Origin of the sequence: Pseudoduganella aquatica (genome assembly GCF_009857595.1) — a bacterium.
In the GTDB taxonomy this organism is placed as follows: domain Bacteria; phylum Pseudomonadota; class Gammaproteobacteria; order Burkholderiales; family Burkholderiaceae_D; genus Rugamonas; species Rugamonas aquatica_A.
The window spans coordinates 26,474-49,733 of record NZ_WWCU01000010.1 but is presented as its reverse complement, the minus strand read 5'-3'; the positions used below and the strand labels follow the sequence as shown (position 1 = coordinate 49,733).

At 65.2% G+C, this 23,260-nt stretch carries 21 protein-coding genes; 16 read left to right on the top strand and 5 right to left on the bottom strand.

Annotated features, from left to right (window positions below; all coding sequences use genetic code 11):
* Position 1: 1 nt before the first annotated feature.
* The 5 genes from GTP77_RS11220 to GTP77_RS11200 all read right to left on the bottom strand — a co-directional run bounded on the left by GTP77_RS11220 (position 2) and on the right by GTP77_RS11200 (position 6,708).
* A complete protein-coding gene (locus GTP77_RS11220; protein ID WP_161072251.1) occupies positions 2 to 1,690 on the bottom strand; it encodes a tetratricopeptide repeat protein in 1,689 nt (562 codons plus the stop codon).
* A gap of 8 nt (positions 1,691 to 1,698) precedes the next feature.
* Positions 1,699 to 3,489, bottom strand: a complete 1,791-nt coding sequence (mshL, locus tag GTP77_RS11215; RefSeq protein ID WP_161072250.1) for a pilus (MSHA type) biogenesis protein MshL — start codon at positions 3,487 to 3,489, stop codon at positions 1,699 to 1,701.
* 88 nt (positions 3,490 to 3,577) lie between these two features.
* Complete coding sequence (locus GTP77_RS11210) at positions 3,578 to 4,360, bottom strand: substrate-binding periplasmic protein (RefSeq protein WP_161072249.1); 783 nt, start codon at positions 4,358 to 4,360, stop codon at positions 3,578 to 3,580.
* Positions 4,357 to 4,830 (bottom strand): cache domain-containing protein, encoded by a 474-nt coding sequence (locus GTP77_RS11205; RefSeq protein WP_161072248.1) that lies wholly within the window; start codon positions 4,828 to 4,830, stop codon positions 4,357 to 4,359. Before GTP77_RS11205 ends, GTP77_RS11210 begins: the two co-directional genes overlap by 4 nt.
* Before the next feature lie 93 nt (positions 4,831 to 4,923).
* Positions 4,924 to 6,708 (bottom strand): ExeA family protein, encoded by a 1,785-nt coding sequence (locus GTP77_RS11200; RefSeq protein ID WP_161072247.1) that lies wholly within the window; start codon positions 6,706 to 6,708, stop codon positions 4,924 to 4,926.
* A gap of 137 nt (positions 6,709 to 6,845) precedes the next feature.
* Between GTP77_RS11200 and GTP77_RS11195 the strand changes: the two genes are divergently transcribed.
* The 16 genes from GTP77_RS11195 to GTP77_RS11120 all read left to right on the top strand — a co-directional run bounded on the left by GTP77_RS11195 (position 6,846) and on the right by GTP77_RS11120 (position 23,259).
* Entirely contained in the window at positions 6,846 to 8,549 is a 1,704-nt protein-coding gene (locus GTP77_RS11195) for a GspE/PulE family protein (RefSeq protein WP_161072246.1), read from the top strand.
* A gap of 1 nt (position 8,550) precedes the next feature.
* Positions 8,551 to 9,777 (top strand): type II secretion system F family protein, encoded by a 1,227-nt coding sequence (locus GTP77_RS11190; RefSeq protein ID WP_161072245.1) that lies wholly within the window; start codon positions 8,551 to 8,553, stop codon positions 9,775 to 9,777.
* The gene (locus GTP77_RS11185; protein WP_161072244.1) at positions 9,777 to 10,322 is read left to right on the top strand and encodes a type II secretion system protein; all 546 of its coding nucleotides are present in this window, start codon (positions 9,777 to 9,779) and stop codon (positions 10,320 to 10,322) included. Before GTP77_RS11190 ends, GTP77_RS11185 begins: the two co-directional genes overlap by 1 nt.
* 63 nt (positions 10,323 to 10,385) lie before the next feature.
* Entirely contained in the window at positions 10,386 to 10,835 is a 450-nt protein-coding gene (locus GTP77_RS31045; RefSeq protein WP_161072243.1) for a type II secretion system protein, read from the top strand.
* A gap of 10 nt (positions 10,836 to 10,845) precedes the next feature.
* Positions 10,846 to 11,403 (top strand): pilus assembly FimT family protein, encoded by a 558-nt coding sequence (locus GTP77_RS11175; RefSeq protein WP_161072242.1) that lies wholly within the window; start codon positions 10,846 to 10,848, stop codon positions 11,401 to 11,403.
* Positions 11,393 to 11,956 (top strand): prepilin-type N-terminal cleavage/methylation domain-containing protein, encoded by a 564-nt coding sequence (locus GTP77_RS11170; protein ID WP_161072241.1) that lies wholly within the window; start codon positions 11,393 to 11,395, stop codon positions 11,954 to 11,956. Before GTP77_RS11175 ends, GTP77_RS11170 begins: the two co-directional genes overlap by 11 nt.
* Positions 11,953 to 12,804, top strand: a complete 852-nt coding sequence (locus GTP77_RS11165; RefSeq protein ID WP_161072240.1) for a prepilin-type N-terminal cleavage/methylation domain-containing protein — start codon at positions 11,953 to 11,955, stop codon at positions 12,802 to 12,804. Before GTP77_RS11170 ends, GTP77_RS11165 begins: the two co-directional genes overlap by 4 nt.
* Positions 12,801 to 13,283 carry an agglutinin biogenesis protein MshP gene (locus GTP77_RS11160; protein ID WP_161072239.1) on the top strand — a complete coding sequence of 161 codons (483 nt, stop codon included), beginning with the start codon at positions 12,801 to 12,803 and terminating at the stop codon, positions 13,281 to 13,283. The genes GTP77_RS11165 and GTP77_RS11160 overlap by 4 nt, the downstream gene beginning before the upstream one ends.
* Complete coding sequence (locus tag GTP77_RS11155; protein ID WP_161072238.1) at positions 13,283 to 16,363, top strand: DUF6701 domain-containing protein; 3,081 nt, start codon at positions 13,283 to 13,285, stop codon at positions 16,361 to 16,363. The genes GTP77_RS11160 and GTP77_RS11155 overlap by 1 nt, the downstream gene beginning before the upstream one ends.
* Before the next feature lie 155 nt (positions 16,364 to 16,518).
* Positions 16,519 to 17,463: a type IV pilus biogenesis protein PilM gene (locus GTP77_RS11150; RefSeq protein WP_161072237.1), complete on the top strand. Its 945-nt coding sequence runs from the start codon at positions 16,519 to 16,521 to the stop codon at positions 17,461 to 17,463.
* Positions 17,460 to 18,152 carry an MSHA biogenesis protein MshA gene (locus tag GTP77_RS11145; protein ID WP_161072236.1) on the top strand — a complete coding sequence of 231 codons (693 nt, stop codon included), beginning with the start codon at positions 17,460 to 17,462 and terminating at the stop codon, positions 18,150 to 18,152. Before GTP77_RS11150 ends, GTP77_RS11145 begins: the two co-directional genes overlap by 4 nt.
* Complete coding sequence (locus tag GTP77_RS11140) at positions 18,149 to 18,937, top strand: type II secretion system protein M (RefSeq protein WP_161072235.1); 789 nt, start codon at positions 18,149 to 18,151, stop codon at positions 18,935 to 18,937. The genes GTP77_RS11145 and GTP77_RS11140 overlap by 4 nt, the downstream gene beginning before the upstream one ends.
* Positions 18,934 to 19,263 carry an MSHA biogenesis protein MshK gene (locus GTP77_RS11135; protein ID WP_161072234.1) on the top strand — a complete coding sequence of 110 codons (330 nt, stop codon included), beginning with the start codon at positions 18,934 to 18,936 and terminating at the stop codon, positions 19,261 to 19,263. Before GTP77_RS11140 ends, GTP77_RS11135 begins: the two co-directional genes overlap by 4 nt.
* 35 nt (positions 19,264 to 19,298) lie before the next feature.
* Positions 19,299 to 21,077 (top strand): pilus (MSHA type) biogenesis protein MshL, encoded by a 1,779-nt coding sequence (gene mshL, locus GTP77_RS11130; RefSeq protein WP_161072233.1) that lies wholly within the window; start codon positions 19,299 to 19,301, stop codon positions 21,075 to 21,077.
* Positions 21,077 to 21,967: an ExeA family protein gene (locus GTP77_RS11125; protein WP_161072232.1), complete on the top strand. Its 891-nt coding sequence runs from the start codon at positions 21,077 to 21,079 to the stop codon at positions 21,965 to 21,967. The genes mshL (GTP77_RS11130) and GTP77_RS11125 overlap by 1 nt, the downstream gene beginning before the upstream one ends.
* Before the next feature lie 14 nt (positions 21,968 to 21,981).
* A complete protein-coding gene (locus GTP77_RS11120) occupies positions 21,982 to 23,259 on the top strand; it encodes a tetratricopeptide repeat protein (protein WP_161072231.1) in 1,278 nt (425 codons plus the stop codon).
* Position 23,260 lies beyond the last annotated feature (1 nt).

The following is a 23,260-nucleotide window of genomic DNA, read 5'->3' as shown; positions in this document are numbered from 1 at the left end:
CTTAGTCCGGCGCCCCGAGCTGGCGCATGCGGGCGCGCACGGCCTCGGCGTCGAAGCCCGCCGGGGCGGACTGGGACAGGGCCAGCGCGCGCTGGTAATAGGTCAGTGCCAGCTTGGGCTGGTTCAAACGGTCCAGGCCGATGGCCAGGTTGAACGCGTAATCCGGGTTGTCCGGGCTGGCGGTGTAGGCGCGGAAATAGGCCTGCTGGGCGTCGGTCCAGCGCGCCTGGCGCGCGTACAGATTGCCAAGGGCGAACTGGATGGGCGCGGCGTCCGGCGTTTTGCGCAGCAGGGCCTTAAGGCGCTGCTCGGACTGCGTGGCGTCGCCTGGGCGCAGGCTGAGCAGGCCGGCGAGGGCGTCCGCGTCGCTGGGATCGAGCTCCAGCAGGCGGGTGTAGCTGGCCGAAGCCTGCGCGGCGTCGTTGCGGCGCAGCGCCACGGCGGCGTTGCCGAGCAGGGCGTCGCGGTTGTTGGGCTCCTGGCGCAGGGCGGCGGCGTAGTGCTCGGCGGCGGCCGTCAAGTCGCCGGACAGCAGTGCCTGGTAGCCGTTTTGCAGCGCCGGGCTGAGGCGCGGGGCGTTGCTGTGGCGGCTGACTTTGATGTCGCCGCTGGCCCAGGCCGCATCCGCCGGGCGCGTGCCGGCTGATGCCGCGCCGTTTGCGCCTGCGCTGCCCGCACCGCTCATGCCGCTCAGGCCAGCGGCGCCGCCGTTGACGCCGCCCGCGCCGGCTGGCGGCGCGGCGTGCGCCGATGCCGCGAATGGCGGCGGCGATCCGCCTTGCTGGCCAGCCTGCATCTGCATGGCTTGCTCAATTTCTTCCGGCGTGGCCATGACGGTGTTGGACGCCGGAGGCGCGCCGCGCGGCGAGCCCAGCATGGAGCCCTGACCGGAAGCGCCGCGCGGGTAAGGCGTGGCCAGTGTGATGCCGGTGGATGGCGCCTGGGGCTGCGCCGCGCCGGATGGTGCCGGATGGTCGCCAGCGCCGCCGGGCTGCGTTCCGGGAACGTCGGCGGCCACCGGCCCGCCCAGCGTACTCCCGGGCGGAACGACGATGGTGCCGGTTTTCGCGCCTGCCGCGTCCGGCGGAGGCATGGGCACCATCGGCAGGTTCGCGCCTGGTCCGGGCGAGGTGGTGGCGCGCCAGAACAGGTAGCCGAACAAAGCCACCACCAGCAGCAAAATGCCGCCCAGAACCGCAAGCCGGACGCGGGCCGGATCCCAGCCCAGTTTTTCGTCCGCCGCCGTGCGCGCCGCCGCCCGCACGCGCGCTGCCGCGCCGGCGCCTGTGCCAGTCCCGGTGCCGGCTTCGGCGCCCGCGCCGGGGGCGGACCGTGGCCAGGAGCGGGTGCCGTGGTCCGGCCCGGTCCCGCTTTCCATTTTATGCCTGGCTTCCGCCGCAGGCGAGGCGGCATGCTCGCCGCCGACGCGGGCCTGGGGCGGCGTCGGATCATGGGGCGCCTCCTCGGCCGGCGTCAAAGCCGGGATCTGCTCATCCGCTTGCTCAGGCAGCAAAGTCTCATCGAGCGGCTCCAGCGAAAACTCCGTCGGCCTGGGCTGAAAGCGGTCCTGCGCCAGATCCTGCGGCGTTAGCGCCAGCACCTCGTCAAACGCCTCGGACGGCTTGTCCGCCGTCTCCTCGTCCAGCAAGGTATGTTGTTTGGAGCGCTCCGCCTTTTTGAGCGCCTGCATCAGCAAGCTCATAGCCCACCTGCCTGGCCCGGCATCAGGTAGCGGTAGTCCTTATAGTCGCCGCTCATGCTGGCGTCCTTCACCACCACCGGCCGCATGAAGATCACCAGCTCCGTCTTGGTCGCGCTCTCGTTGCGGTAGGCGAACAGATTGCCCACCACCGGCAGCGTGCTCAGGAAAGGCACGCCATCTTTGGCGTTGTCCACCGAATCCTGCATCAGTCCGCCCATCACCGCCACTTGGCCGTTGCTGATCTTCATAATGGACTCCAGCTCGCGCGCCTGGATCACCGGCACCTGGCTGCGCACATTTCCCGCCGCCAGAGCCGGATTCGGATCCTGCACATAGCCGACGATGCGGGTGATGGTCGGCCGCACGTTAAGGGTCACCTCGTCGCTGTCGGCAATTTGCGGGGTCACGCTCATCACAAAACCCACCGGCACGGTCTGCAGGGTGGATTCATACGTGGCGGGAGCGGTCACCGTGCCGGTGGAGTTCAGCACGGCGGGCGTGACCTTGATGGTGAAGAACACATTGTTATCCACCACCTTCAGCATGGCGGTCTGGTTGTTCAGCACGCTGATTTTCGGGCTGGACAGCACCTTCACCTTGCCGAAGGACTCCAGCAGCTGGATGGTCGCGCTCAGGTTGCCCGGATTGAGGTAGTTCAGCACAAACATGCCGGGACTCACGCCCGGCTGCACGCCGCTTGGCAGGGGCTGCGTGCCCACCTGGCCCTGGATCAGGTTCAGGCGCCCGTTCAGGCCGTTCCAATTGATGCCCTGCTGGTACTGGTCGCCCAGCTTCACTTCGATAATGGTGGCCTCGATCAGCACCTGCCGCCTGGCGCTGTTCACCACCAGGTCCAGGAACTCCTGGATCTTCTCGTGCTGGCGCGCGGTCGCCCGCACCCCGATCAGGCCGCTCTCGGCATTGACCACGATGGACGGATCGCTGCGGGCGCGCCCGCGCGGCGAGTAGGGCGAGGCGTTGTCGGTGAAAGGCTGCGGCGCCGCGCCCATGGGGGCAATGGCGCCCTGGCCGGCGGCGCCCGGCGCACTTTGCGCGGCCTGGGCCGCGGCCTGCGCCGCCATCTGCGCCAGCGGATCCTGCTGCGCATCCCCCAGGGTCGAGGCGCGCAGCATGTCGCGGATGTTCTTTTCCAGGCTGTACCAGAAATTATTGTCCGAGCGGTTGGACACCGACGTGGTGGAGTTGTTGTTGCCGCTGCCGAGGCTGGAGCTGGCGCCGCCGCCGCCCTGCGTAGCCGCGCCGACCGGATTGCTGCTTTGGCCTTGTCCGCCGCCGGTGGTGGAAATCTGGGTGGCGATATTCACGCTGCTGTTCGTGCTGCGCGCCACGTTGACGTAATCGACCTTGTAGTTGCGCCACTCGGGCGAGTCCGGCAGCACCACCAGGTTGCTGCCCTCGATCTCGTAGCGCATATCCACCTGGCGCGCAATGCGGCCGAGCAGCTGCGGCAAGGTCTGGTCCAGCGCATTGAGGGTGACTGTGCCTTCAATGCCGGGATGAATATCCACGTTCATGCCCGCATCGCGCGCCAGCGCAAACAGCAGCGACTGCACCGGCACCTTGTGCACGGTGACGCTATAGGTCTCCACCTTGGCGGAAGGCTTGGGCGGCGGCGGCAGCGTGCTCTGGCGCACGGGATCCGGAATGGCGCCGGCCACGCGCGGCGTGTCGGCCAGATGCGCAGGCGAGAGCGCCAGTTGCGGCGTGGCGCAACCGGCCAGCAGGAAGCAGGCAACCGGGATGAGCGGAGCGACGAGTTGTTTCATGTGCAGAACGCCCCAGGCAAGCGGAATGTTGTAGTTTTGGAACGACAGTTCGCATCATCTAACAAAACCTGCAACAGGGGCGCACGGTTCAATTGCCAACTGTAAATTTGATTGGCTGGGCCTCGTCGAAGCGTCGGAGTATGGCGGCCAGCGTGCCATCCTTGCGCATGTGGGCCAGTTGCGCGTTGAAAGCGGCTATCACTTGCTCGGCCTGCGGATGGCGGCGGCTCATGCCGAAATGCAGCGGCAGCGTCAACAGGGGCGTGGCCGAATGCCGTAGCGGTGGCAGCCCGCGCAGCTCGTCCGAGCGGTGGCGCAGGTTGTAGGCAACGATGCGTTTGTCCTCCAGTAGCATGTCTATTCGGTCAACGGATAGTTTGAGCAGATTCTGCACCACCCGGTCCACCGGCAACACCTGGAAGTTGTCATGGAGCAGGAAATTGTCGCTGTAGTCGTAGCCGCGCATCACGCCTATCCGCAGGCCGGTCAGGGCGTCCATACTGCTTCGGTCGCCCAGCTCTGGCCGCAGGAAAAACAGGTGCAGCTCGTTGGACAGGTAGCTGTCGCTGTACAAGATGCGGGCGCGGCGCTGTGCGGTCGGCCAGATCGCCACTACGCCGTCGCTTTGGCCGTTGTAAGCGTTGCTCAGTACCCGGCTCCAGGGCATGATGTCGATCGCGGTGGCGTAGCCGGCCCGCTGCAGCGCCGTGGCGACGATCTCGGCGGCGAGACCGTTGCCGGGCAACTCCGCGCCGGTGTAAGGCTCCCAATAGTTGGCTGCCAGCCTGAGCACCGGTTGGACATCGGCTGCGGTGGCGGCGCAGCACAGCAGCAGGGCCAACAGCTGCAGGCAGGCGGCGCGTCGCCTCATTTCGGGCGCTTGTCGCCCAGATAAACGCCGACGCAGGCCAGCGTCTCGCCGACCGCCTGCTGGCAGTAGGCTTTCTTGTATTCGTAGGAAGAGGTTTGCGGGTTGGAGAACTTGTATGGCCCGTACCAGCCCTTGCCCTTGGCCTTGACCATGTCGATCATGCCCTTGGCCAGCGGTGTGCCATCCACGTCCTTCATATCGATCAGGTTCTTGCCCACCATTTTCTTGTTCGGCCCCATCGCCAGCATGGTGCCGCCGTAGTCGTAGACGAACACGAACAGGTCCTTCAATTCGGTGCCGGCGGCGCGGCTATTGATCTGGGCCAGCACCTTGTCCTGGCCCTCCGCCTTCATCTGGGCGATGGTTTTCGCCACCAGGTCTTCGGCTTCCTTTTCGGTGCCATGTTCGGCGGCGTGGAGGCCGCCACAGATAAAAATGCCGACGATGCCTGCGAGAAAGTTTTTGTTCATTGCGGTCTCCGGGGGGACGTTGTCAAGAGCATCCCATTATCCTTAATGCGGGAGATGGCGCCATCCAACCTTTGGGAGATTGTGGCGCGATGACTATTCGGACGCGGCTTTTTGCTGGGCAAGCCGCACGGCGTCGCGGATGCCTTTGATGGTGCGGATTTTGTGGCGGGCGCCGGATCGCTCGGCCAGCGTGGCTTGCACTTCCTGGACTTTTTTGGCGGAGGCGAAGCTGCCGTAGACGATGGCGATGCGGGGTTCGCCCTTGATCAGCATGGGGTAACTGTGGACTTCGCTCAGGCCGATGGCGGCGCGGGTGGCGGCGAGGAACTGCTCGGCGCGCTCGGGTTCGCTGGCGGGGAAGTTCTCGATCTGCACGCAGAAGTTGTTTGCAGGCTCGTCGCGCAGCCAGGTCTTGCTGGCCAGCAGGGACTGTTTGAGCAGGCTGGCGGGTCGGGAGGTGGCGGCTGCCGCCGTGTGGCGCGGCACGTCCAGCGTCAGGCCGCGCGCGGCGGCGATGGCGGGCGCAGACGCGGCTGCTTTCACCGGGGACTGGGCGGGCGCCGCTGCCGCAGCGGGCGGGGCCGATGCAACTGCCGTAGCGGTCGGGACGGACTCCGCTGCCGCTGGCTGGGGCGCGGCGGCGATGGCGCTGGCCGGGGCGGCCGCAGGGCTTAGCAGGAAAGCGGCGCTTGCAATGCCGGCGACAGCCAGCATGGCGCCGCTTGCAATCACCGCTTTGCGGCGCAGCGAGCTGGGCCGCAGCTGCGCCGGCATTAAGTCTTGCAGGCCGCCAGGAGGTGTTGACGGCGGGGCGGCGAATCGTTCAGCCAGTTCGAGTGCGGCGGGTGAGGCGGGCGGCGGCGGTTCCGGCGCAGGCGTGGGCGCAAGCTCAACTTCAGGCGCTGCCGCGAAGGAGGGTTCAAGCTTGGGCTCTGGCTCAGCCTCGGTCTTTAGCGCTGGCGCCGCTTCCGCCACTAGCGGCGCCGTTGGGGCAAACGCCACAACCGCCACAGCTGGGGTAGCCGGTGCGGCATCGCCGGCGGGCCGCACCGGTACGCCCTTGATCGCGTCGCGCACATGGAACATGGCCACGGCGGAGGCGCTGGCGCCGGCGGCGACGGCCAGCGAGCGGTCCGCCAGCGCCACGAGCGCGTGCAGGTCGGCGCCGGCGGTGCGGGCGATCAGTTTGGCGGCGTCAAGCTGGAACAGGGCGCCGTCAGGGTGCCCGGCGGCGCGCAGGCGGCAGGCCAGCAGCTCGGGCGCCAGTTCCGGCGGCAGCGGCGGCACCACGAAGCTGAGCGTGATGCGTTCGCGCAGCTGCCGCAAACGCGGCTGGCGCAGCACATGGTTCAGCTCAGGCGTACCGACCAGCACCACCGGCAGCAGCGTATGCGGCCCGGCGCTGAGGTTGGTGAGCTGGCGCAGCGTCTCCAGCGTGTCCAGCGGCAACGCGTGCGCTTCCTCCACCAGCAGCACGGCCAGCTTGCCGGCGGCGCGCCCGGCCGCCAGATGGGTGTGCAGCAGCCGCATCACTTCGTCGGTGCGCAGCCCGCCCGGCGCCAGGTCCAGCTGGCGCGCGATGGCGCACACCGCGTCCAGCGGCGACACCGGGAACTGCGTGCCCCGCCCCAGCAGCAAGGCCTGCACCGGCGGCGCGGCCGGCACGGCCCCTTGCGCCAGCCGCTCGGCCAGCACCTGGCACAGCATGCGCTTGCCGCTGCCCGGCTCGCCGGTCACTTTGATCACGCCATCGCCCAGCCTGAGCGCGTAGTGCAGGGCGCCCAGCAACTCGCGCCGCGCCGCGTCCTCGTAGTGGAAGGCGGGGCCGGCTGCGGGGCTGAAAGGCGGGCGGGTCAGGTTGAAGTGGTCGAGGGCCATATGCGTGCATGCTGAACAGATGAGCACTGTAGCAAATATCGGACTGGTTTAGCCAGCGGGCAGCACATATTACTCGTAGAAACGGGCTGATCTGGCATAAAATGGCCGCGACCAATGTGCAACGATCGGAGTAGTGTATGGCTCGGCCCGAAAAAGTCCGCTTAGGCGAAATCCTGGTGCAGCAAAAGCTGCTGACGGAGGAACAGCTGGGACTGGCGCTGGCCGAACAGAAGCGCAGCGGCCGCAAGCTGGGCCGGGTCTTCATCGAGAGCAGCTACGTCACCGAGGAGCAGATCGCCGGGGCGCTGGCACGCCAGCTCAACATCCCCTATATCAACCTCAAGTTCTACAACATCAATCCGGAAGTGGTGCGCCTGCTGCCGGAAACCCAGGCCCGCCGCTTCCGCGCGCTGGTGCTGGAGGACAGGCGCGGCTCGCTGCTGGTCGGCATCGCCGACCCCACCGACCTGTTCGCCTACGACGAAATCGCCCGCCTGGTGCAGCAGAATATCGAGCTGGCCGTGGTCAACGAGACCGAGGTGCTGGCCGCCATCGACCGCATCTACCGCCGCACCGACGATATCACCGACCTGGCGCGCGAGCTGGAGCAGGACCTGGGCGACGTGTCGGTCGACTTCGGCGCGCTGGCCGCCAATCCCGGCCTGGAAGAAGCGCCCATCGTCAAGCTGCTGCAGTCGGTGTTCGACGACGCCACCCAGGTGCGCGCCTCTGACATCCACATCGAGCCGCAGGAAAGCCGCTTGCAGATCCGCTTCCGCATCGACGGCGTGCTGCACCTGCAAACCGAGGCCGATATCAAGATCGCGCCCTCGCTGGCGCTGCGCCTCAAGCTGATGTCGGACCTGGACATCTCGGAAAAGCGCCTGCCGCAGGACGGCCGCTTTGCCGTGCGCGTGAAGAACCAGCGCATCGACGTGCGTATTTCCACCATGCCCACCCAGTACGGCGAATCGGTGGTGATGCGTCTGCTGAACCAGGGCGGCATCAACCTGCGGCTGGACGCCATCGGCATGCCGCGTGGTGTGCTGGAGAAGTTCCGCGCCATCGTGCAGCGCCCGAACGGCCTGGTGCTGGTGACCGGCCCCACCGGTTCCGGCAAGACCACCACACTATATAGTGCGCTGGCCGAGCTCAATTCGGTGGAGAAAAAGCTCATCACGGTGGAAGATCCGGTCGAATACCGCCTGCCCGGTATCAACCAGGTGCAGGTGAACGACAAGATCGAACTGAATTTCGCGCGCGTGCTGCGCTCCGCGCTGCGCCAGGATCCGGACATCGTGCTGGTGGGCGAGATGCGCGACCAGGAAACCGCCCAGATCGGCCTGCGCGCCGCCATGACCGGCCACTTGGTGCTTTCCACGCTGCACACCAACGACGCCGCCAGCACCCCGCTGCGCCTGATGGACATGGGCGTGCCGCGCTATATGGTGGGCAGTTCGTTGCAGGCCGTGCTGGCGCAGCGCCTGGTGCGCGTGATCTGCGAAAGCTGCACCACGCCGTACACGCCCACGCCGACCGAGCACGAGTGGCTGCGCCTGGAGCTGAACGACAAGGTGGACATGGCGCGCTATTTCCACGGCAAGGGCTGCTCGCACTGCAACGGCATGGGCTATCGCGGCCGTACCGGCGTGTATGAGCTGCTGGAGATGACGCAGGCGGTGGTGGACGCGTCGCACCACCATGACACCAGCCACTTCATGAAGGTGGCGCATGCGCAGATGCGGGGCGAGACCCTGCGCCGGCACGCGGTGCACCTGGTGATCCAGGGCCGCACGACCATCTCTGAAGCCATGCGCATCAGCAACCAGTACGAGGAGTGACGTGCCGTTTTTTGCCTACAAGGCCCGCAACGCGCGCGGCGAACTGATGCAGGGAGTGCTGGAGGGCGCCGACAGCAACGCGGTGGCCGACCAGCTGTTCGGCACCGGCGCCACGCCGGTGGAAATCACGCTCACGCGCCAGGCTGCGGCCAAGGACGGCGAGAGCTGGTGGGCCAGGATGACCGAGAAAAAGGTCAATTCCATGGACGTGCAGCTGTTCAGCCGCCAGCTCTACACGCTGCTCAAGTCCGGCGTGCCCATCATGCGCGGCCTGGCTGGCCTGCAAGAGTCGGCCATCAGCAAATCGTTCGGGCGGGTTATAAAGGATTTGCGAGAATCGCTGGACGCGGGCCGCGAATTGTCCGCCGCGATGCGGCGCCACCCTGAAGTGTTCAATAACTTTTACCTGTCCATGGTGAAGGTGGGCGAGATGACCGGCCGGCTCGACGACGTGTTTCTGCGCCTGTTTGATCACTTGGAATTTGACCGGGAGATGAAAAACCGGGTCAAAAGCGCTACACGTTATCCGACGTTTGTCATCATCGCCATGACGTTGGCGATGGTCGTCGTGAACATTTTTGTCATTCCGCAGTTCGTCAAAGTGTTCGAGAGTTTCAAAGCCGAACTGCCGCTTATGACGCGCATTTTGATAGCCACTTCCAAATTCACCGTTGAGTACTGGCCAGTATTGCTGGTGGCGGCAATTGCGGGCTTTTTCGCTTCGCGCACCTGGGTTGCGACACCTGGCGGACGCTTCGCCTGGGACAAGGCCAAGCTGCGCTTCCCAATTGCCGGGAAAATCATCCACAAAGCGACCATGGCCCGCTTTGCGCGCAGCTTTGCGCTATCCAGTCGCAGCGGAGTGCCTATCGTGCAGGCACTTACCGTGGTGTCTCAGACGGTGGATAACGCGTATTTGTCGTCGCGGGTGGAGCAGATGCGCGACAGCGTGGAGCGGGGCGACAGCATCTTGCGTACTTCCATCGCGGCGGGCGTCTTCACGCCAGTGGTACTGCAGATGATCGCCGTTGGCGAGGAGTCGGGAGCACTGGATGATTTGATGGATGAGATCGCTCAAATGTATGAGCGCGAAGTGGATTATGAGTTGAAAACATTGGCATCCCAGATTGAACCGATCATGATTACCTTTCTCGGGGCGATGGTGCTGGTGCTGGCGCTGGGGATTTTCCTGCCGATCTGGAATCTGGGGCAAGCGGCCCTGCACTGATGCGCAAACCGGCCCAGTACACAATTGGTGTCGTTTCGCCGCAACGGAGGCGAGGGCAAGGCTTCAGCCTGCTCGAACTCGCTGTTGTTGCAATTATTTTCAGCGTTCTGGCGGCCGTCTTGTTGCAGCGCTTGGCTTTTTATCAGGACGAGGCCGAGAGGGCTGGTGCGCAATTGTTGGTGGCAAATATGCGTAGCGCCTTGTACAGCAAGGCTCTTGAGGCGGCGGTGCAGCAAGACCGTGCACGCCTTGCCCAGTTGGTCAGCGCGAATCCGATCAGGCTGCTTGAGCGAGAACCTGAGAATTACAAGGGCGAAATTGATGGATTGTCAGCAAATAAGCTGGAACCCGGTTTTTGGTATTTCAATCGGGACAAGCGTATTCTTGTCTATGTGTTCAGAGGGAAAAAAAGTTTTCCGCAGGATCTAATTGATCGCTGGTATTTCAAGGTAGAATTCAGCCGCTTGCCCACGAAAGACGCCAAGCCGGATGGAACGCATGACCAGAATGGCAGCGTCGCCCTGATTCAAGTTGACGGAAGCTGAGGTCGTTATACATACTGACTACAGGCCTGTCACAATTTCTTTCAGACTAAGGTGGAGTATTAAATGCAAAACAAACAAATCGGTTCTATCCGTAGTGGTGCTCAAGCTGGTTTTACCCTGATCGAACTGATCGTGGTGATCGTCATCCTCGGCATTCTGGCTGCAACCGCGCTGCCGAAGTTTGCGGACCTGGGTGCTGATGCCCGTCGCGCCAAGCTGAACGGCGCACGCGGCGCTGTCAGCAGCGCCGTAGGCATTTCGCGCGGTGCCTGGTTGGTTGCGGGTTCGCCAAGTACCGCGCAAACTCTCAACGGTGTGACGATGAACGGCAGCGGCTACCCTACCGCAGATGCGAATGGCATTGGTGTAGCGGCAGGTAGTCTGTCGGACTATTCTTTTGCCACCGCGTCGGGGGTGGCTACCATCGGCACTGATACTGGACGGGCCAACTGCTTCTTTACCTACACCGAAGCGACCGGCGTTGTAAGTGCGCCGACCACCACTGGCTGCTAATCCTGGCGCCATGACGCATCTGAGCCTGTCCGTAGTGGCTGGCTTAACTGAACTGCCTGGCCGTAAGTCCGGGCAGTTTGGGTTTACGCTGGTGGAACTTATCATCGTGATAGTCTTGGCCGGCATCCTCGGGGCGGTAGCTGTGCCTCGCCTGTTCGATCAGCGCAACTTCGGCGCCGTGGCTTACAGCGACCAGGTGCGCGGTTTGATCAGATACGGACAGAAGCTGGCTATCGCCCAGAACCGCAACGTGTTCGTGCGCCTGGACGGCGCCAGCGCTGCCCTGTGCTTCGACGCGGCCTGCGCGCAGCGTGTTCTTCCGGCCGCGGGCGGCAACTCCGGCAGCAGCGCCACGCTGCAACGGTGCGGCAACTCCACTGCGTGGGCCTGCGAAGGCGTGCCATCCGGCCTGAGCATTACGGCGTACTCCACTTTCTACTTCGACGCTTCCGGCGAGCCCTTCCTGGCGTCCAGCAGTCAGAGTCTTCCCACCCAGACCATCGTCATCGCTGGCGACGGCCTGAACCACAATGTCGTCGTCACAACGCAGACTGGCTATGTTTATTAAGCGGCGCCAGCGCGGCTTGACGATGGTCGAGCTGATCATCTTCATCGTCATCGTCGGTGTGGCCGTGGTTGGCGTGCTGCAGGTGATCACCGTGAGCAACCGCAGTAGCACTGATCCGGCCCGTCGCAAGCAGGCCATGGCCATCGCCGAAAGTTTGATGGAAGAGGTGCGGCTAGCGCCGTTCACGGCCTGCGATGGCGCCGATCCGGCCATGGAAACCCCCGGCGCGGCCTGCGCCGTCGCCGAGGGTGTGGGCCCGGAGCTTGGCAACTCGCGTCCATATGACAACGTGAACGACTACGTGGCCGCCTTCGGCTCGCCCGCGACCTACACCACCGACGTGGTAGGCAACAGCTTCCCTACCGGATACGCCGCCACCGTTACCATCGTCGAGGACAGCGCCTTCGGTCCGGCGGGCGCCCGGGTGCCGCAAAACCTGGCGCTGCGCATCACCGTGCGCGTAGCCTACGGTTCGGAGAACGTGGTGCTGGAAAGCTATCGCGCGCGCTACACGCCGCAGAACTTGCCGGTCAGCCCACCGTCGCCACTATGAGACCCAATTACCCGACCCGCCGCGCGCGCGGCTTCACGCTGGTTGAAGCCATTATCGTCATCGTCATCACCGGCATCGTGGCCGGCATGGTGGCCATCTTTATCAAAGCCCCGGTGCAAAGCTATGTCGACAGCGTGGCGCGCGCCGAGCTGAGCGATGCGGCCGACCTGATACTGCGCCGCATCAGCCGCGAGCTGCGCCTGGCGCTGCCCAACAGCATCGTCGTGTCGGCCGACCGCCGTTCGGTCATGTTCCTGATTACCAAGACCGGCGGCCGCTATATCGACGTGCGCGACCAGCCGCCGCCCGCCGTGCTGCCGCTCAGTTTTACCAACCCGGCCGCGCGCACCTTCCACATGGCGGGTGCGGCGCCCACCGGCCGCCAGGCCATCGTGCCGGGCGACTTTATCGTGGTGTACAACCTGGGGCAGGGCCAGAGCCCGGCCGACGCCTACAACCAGCAGAACGCCGGCCTGGTCACTGCCGTGAACGGCACGCAGATCACCATGGCCACCAACCCCTTCGCCGTCGCCACGCCCACCATGCCGTCGCCCACCAGCCGCTTCCAGGTGGTGAGCGGCACGGTGGTGTACCAGTGCGCGCTGCCCGCGAGCGGGACCGGCACGCTGACGCGCTACACAAACAACCAGGTGCTGCAGGCGGTGGACGTGCCGGGGCCGCTGGGCGTGGGCGCGCTGATGTCGAACGCGGTGGCGACCTGCCAGTTCGATGCCACGCAGCTGCCGAACATCCAGACCGCCCTGATTACCATCAAGCTGAAGCTGCAGCTGCCCAACGGCGAGGCCGTGGAGCTGGTGCGGCAGGTTCACGTGGACAACACGCCATGAAAACGCAACTTTCCATAGCGCGGCGCTTGCGGCGCCAGGCCGGGGTGAGCATCGTCACCGCGATCTTCCTGCTGGTGGTGCTGTCGGCGCTGGGCGCGGCCATCGTCACGCTGTCGACTACCCAGCACGTGGGTTCGGCACTGGATCTGCTCGGTTCACGCGCATATGAAGCGGCGCGCTCCGGGGCCGAATACGGCTTGTACCGGCAGGCGATAGACGGCGCCTGCGGCAGCAGTTCCTTCACCATGCCGGCGCCAACGATGGCGCCTTTCACGGTCAGCGTGCAGTGCGTACAGAACGCGACCACTAATATGTCGTCCATAGGCACCCTTGGCGCGCCTGACTACCAGCCACCGGGGCATCCGCTGCAAACCATTATTACCTCGACCGCGTGCAACCAGCCGGCCGGCGGCGTTTGTCCGAATCCTGCGCCAACGTCGCCCGACTATGTGCAGCGCGTTGTGACGGTGCAGTTCTGATGCGGGCCTTGCGCAAGGCATTGCTGGCCGGGCTGGGGGCGCTGCTGCTGGCCGCGCCGGCCGCGCGCGCCGATACGCCGATCAAGCAAGTCAAGGCCTTCGCCGGCAATATCAACTTCACCGGCACCGAGAAGAGCATGCGGACCTTGCCCAATCCCAGCGGCAATAATGGTGGCGATGCCTGCGCGGTCGACGAAGGCACTTTGAATATGTCTTTGACCGGCTTGCCGTCCGGCTCCACCGTTCTGAGCGCGCAGCTGTACTGGGCCGGTTCCAACTCTGCGCCGCAGCAGTACACAGTCAACTTCGACGGTGTAACCGTCACCGCGCCGGCGGCGCGCCAGTTTTCCTTGAACTACGTCAGTGCCGGCGTGAGCAGGCCATTCTTCGCCGGCGCAGCCGACGTGACCGGCCAGGTGAGGGCCAAAGGCAATGCGGTGTATACCGTCGGCGGCCTGGCGATCGTAAAGGGCGCTCCGTATTGCACAAACCAGACGGTGCTTGGCGGCTTCCAGTTGCTGGTGGTCTATTCGCTGCCGAGTGAAACGTTCCGCGTACTGAATATTTACGAAGGGTTCCAGTTTATTAGCAATTCTTCGCAGTCCTTGGTGCTTAGCAATTTCCAGACGCCGAACCCGATCGGAACTGTTACTGGCCGGGTAGGGCATATCACCTGGGAAGGCGACGCTACGCTGAACGATAGCGAGTATCTGCAGTACAACGGCGTGGCGATGCAGGATACGCTCAACAATAGCGACAACCAGTTCAATTCCGCCAGCAGCATAGACAACAATGCGGCCTCCTACGGTATCGATTTCGATGCCTACACGGTGCGTTCGCCGGTTATCAAAGGCGGCGATACACAGGCGATCACCACCTATCGTTCCGGTCAGGATCTGGTACTGCTGAATGCGGAGATTATCGCGGCGCCGAATGTGCCGGCGACCGACCGCAGTATTACGATGACACTGAACAACACGCTGGCGCCTTCGCTGCCCAGTATTTACACGATTACGGTAGGTAATAACGGTCCGCTCACGGAGACCGGTCCCATCGTGGTCAGGGATACACTGCCGGCCTCGCTGATCTATACCGGTGCCAGCGGCACTGGCTGGACTTGCGGCATGGCGGCGCAGGTGGTGACCTGCACCTACAGCGGCACGATGGCGACGGGAACCACGCTGCCCCCCATCACGCTGCGCGTCACGCCGGCCGCCAACGCCAGCGGCCTGGTGAGCAATACAGCCAGGGTAAGCGGCTCCCTGTTTGACTATGACAGCAGCAATAACAGCGCGACGGTCAGCGTGCGCGTCGGCCAGGGCGGCATTTTGCCCGTGTATGTGTTTACCGACGGCGTTTGCAGGCATGGCCTTCCGTTCAACGACAGCGGCCAGACCTGCAAACGGATTTCACTGACTACGGTAACGGCGAACGAGGCGATACCGATGTTTGTCACCTACACGGTGAACGAAGTGCCGACCAGCCTGGATACCGTAGACACCACGGTCAAAATGAAGTTTGCCTTGTCTTGCCACAATCCGGCCACCGCCAACGGACGCAAGGCCAGTTTTACCCCGCGCGGCGCGTCCGCCATTCCGCTTGAGTTGTGCGCGCAGAGCGGCCTGGTGCCGGCCTCCAGCGCCGCCGAGTGGGGCAGTGCTTTCCGCGATGTGGTGCTGCCCGCCAATTCGCCGACCAGCGCGGTGATCTACGAGTTCAATTACGCCGACGCCGGCCGGGTTGAGCTGTTGGCCATCGACCAGGCCGGCAAGCTGGGCAGCACCGATCCCTTCGTATCGCGCCCGCGCGAATTGCAGCTGACCACCGTCACCAGCGTGGGCATCACCCCATCCCGCAACAACCAGGCGGGCTGGCCGACCGCGTCCTTGAGCGACGGCGCTTTCGTGCCGGCGGGATCGACCTTCCGGGTGCAGGTGCAAGCCATGTCGGGCGGCATTACGCCGGTAATCACGCCCAACTTCGGCCGCGAGGACGTCCCTGTGGTCTTGACGGTGAAGGCCAGGGTGGCGACCGATGCGAGTGGTGAGTTCTTCCCGGACATGGACAAGAAGAACGACTTCGGCGACGTCGACGTGGGCGGTGGATTCGGCGCTTTCAGCAACGGCGTGGCCAGCGGCGACCTTGTTTTCAACGACGTGGGCATTATCCGGCTAGCGGCGGAGGTATCGGACTACCTGGGGACGGGCCCGATTGATGTGCTGCCGGTCAATGTCGGCCGTTTTTACCCGCACCATTTCGACGCCGTTCCTGCTGGGACCATGAACTGCCACACCCAGCTGCCATGCGCGGCCGGCGTCAACGGCGCGGCCTATTCGAAGCAGCCGTTCCCGGTTCAGCTGCTGGCGCGCAATGCGCTCGGCGCCACGACCCGCAACTACCGCGGAGGCTTTGCCAGGGCAGCGGCGTTGACCGCTTTCTCCGCCGCGCAGGGCAGCAGCGCCAATCCGCCCAGTACGCCGGCGGGTTCAGTGCTCAGCGCGGCGAGCGCTGCTGCCAGCAGCTTTGCGGACGGCGTCGCCACGCTCACGCCGGTGTATACCTTCCCAACGGTCAATGCGGCCAGCACGATCCCGCCCACGAATGTCTTCCTGCGCGGCGCCGAGACCAGCGGCACGGACGGCGTCACCTCCAAGGTCAGCAGCGCCATCGAAGGCGGCCTCGTCATCGTCAGCGGCCGTTTTGTGGCCAGCCACGGCTACGGCTCGGAGCTGCTGCCCATGCCGCTGCGTTTGCAGGCGCAATTCTTCAGCAGCAGCGGCTGGCAGCTCAGCAGCAGCGACAACGCCAGCAGCCTGGCCGGCACCGACCTCACGTTCAGCGGTTGCACCAAGATGCTGGCGGCGGGCGCGCAATGCAAGCCTGTGCTGGCGAGCACATCCCCCGCCACGGTGACGTTGCAAAATGGCGTGATCAGCATCCGGTTGGCGGCGCCGGGCGCGGGCAATTATGGCAGCGCGAATGTGACGCCGAACAAGCCGGTCTGGCTGCCCGGCGTCTATGGGCGTCTCACGTTTGGCACCTACCGCGCGCCATATATTTACCTCAGGGAAATGCATTGACCGCCTTGCAATATGCTTTTTGTCTCCATTCGGCAAAAAAGCGTGGGAAAGTTGTTTCAAGGGATGAAATATGGTCTCGACGCGACAGGAATCTTGAATATAATCAAGCCACTGCGACGCTTTGTGAATGCATTGCTAAATATTGAGACGGTTTTATGGGTTTTTGGGGAAAAGCGAAAAAGAAAGACGGCTGGCTGGCTATCGCGCTGTACGCGGATGGCGTGCTCGCCGCGCGCGTGGAGCGCCGCCGCGAGGCCCGTCCTTCCGTCCGGACGGCGCTGTTTGTGCAGGGCGCGCGCGAGCAGGCCGGCGCGGCCCTGGCACGCCTGCACAAAGACCTGAACACCGCGCAGTACCAATGCTCGAGCGTGCTGGGCATGGGCGAATACCAGCTGCTGATGCTGGAAGCGCCCAATGTGCCGGCCGAGGAGCTGAAGACGGCGGTGAGCTGGCGCCTGAAAGACATGATCGATTTTCCCGTGGCCGACGCCACTGTGGATGTGCTCGATGTGCCGGTGGCCAAGAACGCGCCGGCCCACAACCACCAGGTGTTCGCCGTGGCCGCGCGCAACAGCGTGATCGAGCCGCGCCAGAACCTGTTCGCGGGCAGCAAAGTCAGCCTGGACGCCATCGACATTCCTGAAATGGCCCAACGCAATATCTCCGCCATGCTGGAGCCGGAAGGGCGCGGCGTGGCCTTGCTGTCGTTCGACCTGGACGGCGGCCTGCTGACGGTCACCTTTGGCGGCGAGCTGTACCTTGCGCGCCGCATGGACATCACGCTGGCCCAGCTGCTGAGCGGCGACAGCGGCAAGCAGCAGCAACTGCACGACCGCATCACGCTGGAACTGCAGCGCTCGCTGGACCACTTCGAGCGGCAGTTCAGCCATGTGGCCGTGTCCAAGCTGGTGCTGGCGCCTACCGGCAGTCCGGAGCTGCACGAGTACCTGTCGCGCAATCTCTACCTGCCGGTGGAAGTGCTGGACCTGGACAGCGTGCTGGACCTTGACCAGGTGCCCGAGCTGCGCGACCCGGCGCAGCAGGCGCGCTACTTCATGACGCTGGGCGCGGCCCTGCGCGACGAAGGAGACCGCCCTTGAGCCAGCAGATCAATCTGTTCAACCCGCGTTTCCTCAAGCAGAAGAACTATTTTTCCGCCGCCGCGCTGGCGGGCGTGCTGGGCGTTGTCCTGCTGGGCGCGCTGGCGGCCGGCATGGTGGCCAAGCAGCGCGCCGCCGCGCTGGAAGCGCAGGCCGCCGTCGTCAAAGGCGAACTGGCGCAGAGTGAAACCCGCAAGACCGCCGCGCTGACCGAACTGGCGCCGCGCCAGCGCAGCGCGACGGTGCAGCAGGAGCTGGACCAGGCCGAGGCCGAAAACCGCGCGCTGCTAGGCGTGTCGGCCATATTGGACAAGGGCGAGTTCGGCAATACGCGCGGGTACTCGGCTTATTTCAAGGCGTTTGCGCGCAGCCGCGTCAACGGCCTGTGGCTGACCGGTGTGCAGATAGTCGGCGCGGGCAACGAGATCGGCTTGCAGGGCCGCACCTTGCAGGCCAGCCTGCTGCCTGGCTACCTGGGCGGCCTGTCGCGCGAGCCGGTGCTGAAAGGCACCAGTTTTGGCCACCTGGAGATGAACCAGCCCAAGCCTGCCGCAGCGGTGCCGGGCGCTCCTGCGCTGAGCGCGGCCGCCCCGGGCGGCGAAGGCGCATCCAGCGCACCGGCCGTGGCTCCCTATATTGAATTCCGCCTGCAAGCGATGCCCGCCGGCGCCAAAGCGGAGGCGCCATGAAGCAGCAATGGTTGAAACTGGCCGCCCGCATTGAAGCGCTGAGCCTGCGCGAGCGGCTGATGGCGTGCGGCGCCGCCGCCGCGATGATCGTGTTTTTGCTGTACACCATGATGATAGAGCCGGCCCTGGCGCGCGAGAAGTCGCTGAAGGCCGTGATCAGCCAGCAGCGGCAGCAAATGGCCGCCAACGACATGGAACTGGCGCAGCGCCAGGCCGTGGCGCAGGTCGATCCGGACCAGGGCAGCAAGAACCGCCTGGCCAAGCTCAAGGTTGAGAACGAGGCCATGCGCACCGCCTTGCGCACCATGCAAAAAGGCCTGGTCGCACCGGAGAAGATAGGCCATATGCTGGAGCAGATGCTGCAAGGCGGCAAGCTGAAGCTGGTGTCGCTGAAGACGCTGCCGCCGCGCGGCATGAGCGACGGCCGTTTTGCCGAGCCGGAAAGCGGCGCCGCGCCGGTGCTGAACGATACCCAGCGCGTTGCCAACAACCTGTTGCAGCCCGCCGCCGCTCCCGCCAATGCTGCCGGGGCAGCCGCCGCGCCGCCAGGCGCGACCCCGGTGCCGGCCCCGGCCAAGCAGGAAGAATTGTTGTACCGCCACGGCGTGCAGCTGGTGCTGCAGGGCAGCTACCTGGACATGGTGAATTATATGGAAGCGCTGGAGCATATGCCGTCCCAGCTGTTCTGGGGCAAGGCCACGCTGGAAGCGGAAGACTACCCGAAAGCGCGCTTGACGCTGACGCTGTACACCCTGAGCCTGGATACCAAATGGATGGCGCTATGAAGCCTATCGCCCTGTACGCCTCTCTGGCCTGCCTGCTGGCGGGGCCGGCGCAGGCGCAAAGCCTGGCCGATCCCACCAAGCCGCCCGCCGTTATGGGTGTGCAGGGCGGTGAGGCGGGCGAGCCCGGCGAACCTGCCGCGCCGCAGCTGCAGTCCATCCTCGTCTCGCGCGAGCCAGGCGGGCGCCGCGTTGCCGTGATTAATGGCGAAATGGTGCGGGTGGGAATGAAAGTTGGCGACGCTGTCGTCGAGCGGGTAGGCGAAACGGAAGTGGTGCTGCGCCGTGGCAAATCCCGGGAAACGCTGAAACTGTTCGCTAAACCATGAAGCATCAAAAAATAGGTACCAACCGAGTCCACAATATGCAAAAACTCATACACCTCGCTTGCGCCGCCGGCGCCGTAGCCAGCCTGGCGGCCTGCCAGAGCCAGATTGCCGCGAAGCGCGACACTTATGAGGAAATCGGCAAGGAAGTGCGCCAGGCCGCCGCCAACTCGCCGCGCCAGCAGGCCGCGCCGGACGCGGTGGAGGCGGCGCTGCTGCCGCAACTGCCCGCGCTGGCCTCGCAGCTGCCCAAGGCGCGCGCTGTGCTGGACGAGCGCTTCAATGTGGCGTTCAACCAGGTGCCGGTGCAGCAGTTCTACAACTCCATCGTGGCGGGCACGCGCTACAACATGCTGATTCACCCAGAAGTGAGCGGCACCATCACCGCCCACCTGAAAGACGTCACGCTGTTCGAGGCGCTCGACGCGGTCCGCGAGCTGTACGGCTACGACTACAAGGTGGAAGGCACGCGCATCTATATCCGTCCGCTGACGATGCAGACCCGCATGTTCAAGGTGAACTACCTGACCGCCAACCGCAAGGGCAGTTCCAATGTGCGCGTGTCGTCCACCTCGGTGGGCACGTCGGGCGCCACCACGTCCGGCCAGAGCGGGCAGAGCGGCAACGGCCAGAACAACACGCCGCAGCAGCCGCAGCAGCAGAACAACCAGCAGGCGACGCAGGAAGATTCCAGCAACGTCACCACCACGTCCGACAGCAATTTCTGGGCTGACCTGAAGGAAGCGCTGACCGCGCTGATGGGCGGCGTGGCCGACGGCCGCAGCCTGGTCATCAGCCCGCAGTCCGGCGTGATCGTGGTGCGCGCCATGCCCGAGCAGCTGCGTAATGTGGACCAGTACCTGAAAGCCACCCAGCTGGCGGTGGAGCGCCAGGTGATCCTGGAGGCCAAGATCCTGGAGGTGCAGCTCAACACCGGCTTCCAGAGCGGCATCAACTGGGCCTCGTTCGCGTCCTTCAAAACCGGGCACGACAACCGCGTCTCGGCGGGCTTTTTGCAGCCGGGCTCGGCATTGCAGCCGCTGCCGTATGCCGGCGGCCAGCCGCCCACCATGACCACCGGCGCCGGCCTGGCCGCCAGCACTGGTTTCGCGCTGGCCAATGCCGCCACCAACCCCGGTTCGCTGTTCGGCCTGGCCTTCCAGACCAGCAATTTCGCCGCCATGATTTCCTTCCTGGAGTCGCAGGGTTCGGTGCATGTGCTGTCCAGCCCGCGCATCGCCACCATGAACAACCAGAAGGCTGTGCTGAAGATAGGCACCGACGAGTTCTACGTCACCGGCGTGAGCACCACCACCAATTCCAACGCCACCGGCAACACCACCAGCCCCAACGTGACCTTGCAGCCTTTCTTCTCCGGCGTGGTGCTGGACGTGACGCCGCAGATCGACGACGAGGGCAACATCATGTTGCACGTGCATCCCTCGGTCAGCCAGGTGACCACCGTGAACAAGGTGGTGAACCTGGGCAGCGCCGGCTCGCTGAACCTGCCGCTGGCGGCGTCCAGTACGTCGGAAATGGACAGCATGGTGCGCGGCCAGGACGGCCAGATCGTCGCGATCGGTGGCCTGATGCGCCAGTCCACCGTCAACGACCGTTCGCAGCTGCCCGGCGCGGGCGACCTGCCGGTGGTGGGCGCGCTGTTCCGCAATACCGACAGCCAGACCCAGAAGCGCGAGCTGGTGGTGCTGATCAAGCCCACCATCGTGGACGGCGCCGCCAGCTGGACGCAGGATATGCAGGACGCCAGCGGCCGCATCGACAAGCTGGACCCGCGCCGGCCTATGGAGCGCCGCTGATGTACAAGTCCCACTTCGGCCTGCGTGAGGTGCCTTTCAGCATCACGCCGGACACGAGCTTTTTCTTCACCAGCCCGCATTCGCAGGAGGCGCTCAATACGCTGCTGGTGGCGGCCCGAAGCGGTGAAGGCTTTATCAAGATTACCGGCGAGGTCGGCACGGGCAAGACGCTGCTGTGCCGCAAGTTCATGGCCACGCTGGGCGAGGAATTCGTCACTGCCTACATTCCCAATCCCTACCTGGAGCCGCGCACGCTGATGCTGGCCCTGGCCGACGAGCTGGAGATTACGCTGGAGCGCGACGTTGACCAGCACCAGCTGCTCAAGTCCATCAACTACCGGCTGCTGGAACTGGCGGGACAGGGCAAGCAAGTGGTGCTGTGCCTGGACGAGGCGCAGGCGATTCCGGTGGAGAGCCTGGAAGCCTTGCGCCTGCTGACCAACCTGGAAACCGAAAAACGCAAGCTGCTGCAGATCGTGCTGTTCGGCCAGCCCGAGCTGAACGCGCACCTGGAAAGCCCCACCATCCGGCAACTGGCGCAGCGCATCACTTTCCATTACCACCTGGGCGCCTTGTCGAAGGACGACCTGGATTACTACCTGGCGCACCGCCTGCGCATTGCCGGCTATGCCGGCGGCAGGCTGTTCGCGCGCGGCGCGGTGCGCAAGCTTTACCTGGCGACCGGCGGCATACCGCGATTGGTCAACATCATGTCGCACAAGGCGCTGATGCTGGCGTATGGCGAAGGCCGCCAGCAGGTGGAAAAGCGCCATGTGGTGCTGGCCGCGTCGGACACGGTGGCGCCGCAGCGCGCGGCATGGCCGTGGTTTGCGGGCGCGGCGGGGCTGGCGCTGGCGGCGTGCGGCATTACCTGGGCCTTGATCAAATGAGTCTGATAAATAAAATGCTGCAGGATCTGGACGCGCGCGGCGGCGCGCAGGCCGGGCAGAGCAGCGTGCCGCAGATGCGGGCAATTACGACAGGCCAGCCGCCGCGCGCCATGATGGCGGCAGGGGCCGGGCTGGCCGTGGTGCTGCTGGGTCTTAGTGGCTGGCTGGGATGGCGATTTATGCATAGACCGGAGGGAGCGCCTGCCACCGCTGCCTTAGCCCCGGGGGCCTCCGGCGCGACTGCCGCCAGTGCCGCTGCCGCTCCCAATACGGCGGCCGCCTCCGCCGGCAACGCAGCCGCCACAACCGCCGCCGGCAGCGCGCCTGCAGTGGCGCCGCACGGTTCGGCGCCCTTGCTGGCCGTCGCGCGTCCGATGCCGGTATCCCCGGACGCGGTATCGCCTGACGCGGGCGATACGGCAGCGAGCTTCTCGCGCCGCCCGCCGCGCTCAAACGCGGATGAACACAGCGCGGCGGAACTGGCGGCGGAACTGAAGGCTGCGAAGAAGAAGGCGCGCCAGGCAAAGATCGAGGCTGAGCGTCTGGCCGCGGCCGACGCTGCTGCGGCCAAGGCCAGCGCGAAAGCCGCCTCCGCAGCTGCGCCCGCAGCTGGCCCGGCGGGCGCGCAGGCCGGTGCGCGCGCGGCGAAGGCCGAGCCCAAAGCGAAGGCTGTGCGCACCGCCGAAGTTGGCGCCCAGCCCGGCACCGGCGGCGTGACGATGACGTCGCAGCAGCAGGGCGAGAACGCTTACCGGCGCGGCCTTGCTGCATTGCAGGAAGGCCGCGTGCCGGACGCGCTGGCGAATATGGAGCAGGCGGTTTTCCTGTATCCGCGCCACGACACGGCCCGCCAGACGCTGGTGGGCTTGCTGATCGAGAACAAGCGCCTGGACGAGGCGATGCGCCATTTGCAGTTCGGCCTGGGGCTGGATTTGAAACAGCCGCAGATGGCCATGATACTGGCGCGCTTGCAGATAGAGAAGGGTGGTCCGGCCATCGAGACCCTGCAGCGGACCTTGCCTTATGCCGGCGCGAATGGCGACTACATCGCTTTTCTGGCCGGCGCCTTGCAGCGCGCGCAACGCAACCGCGAAGCGGCCGAACAGTATCAGGCCGCGCTGCGCCTGCAGCCGCAGAACGGCGTGTGGTGGATGGGGCTGGGAATTTCGCTCATGGCCGACAAGCGCAACGCCGAAGCGCAGGAAGCCTTCACGCGGGCGAAGAACAGCGGCAATCTGTCGCAGGAGCTGCATAGCTTCGTAGACCGCAAGCTGCAGCAGCTGGGACGCTGAG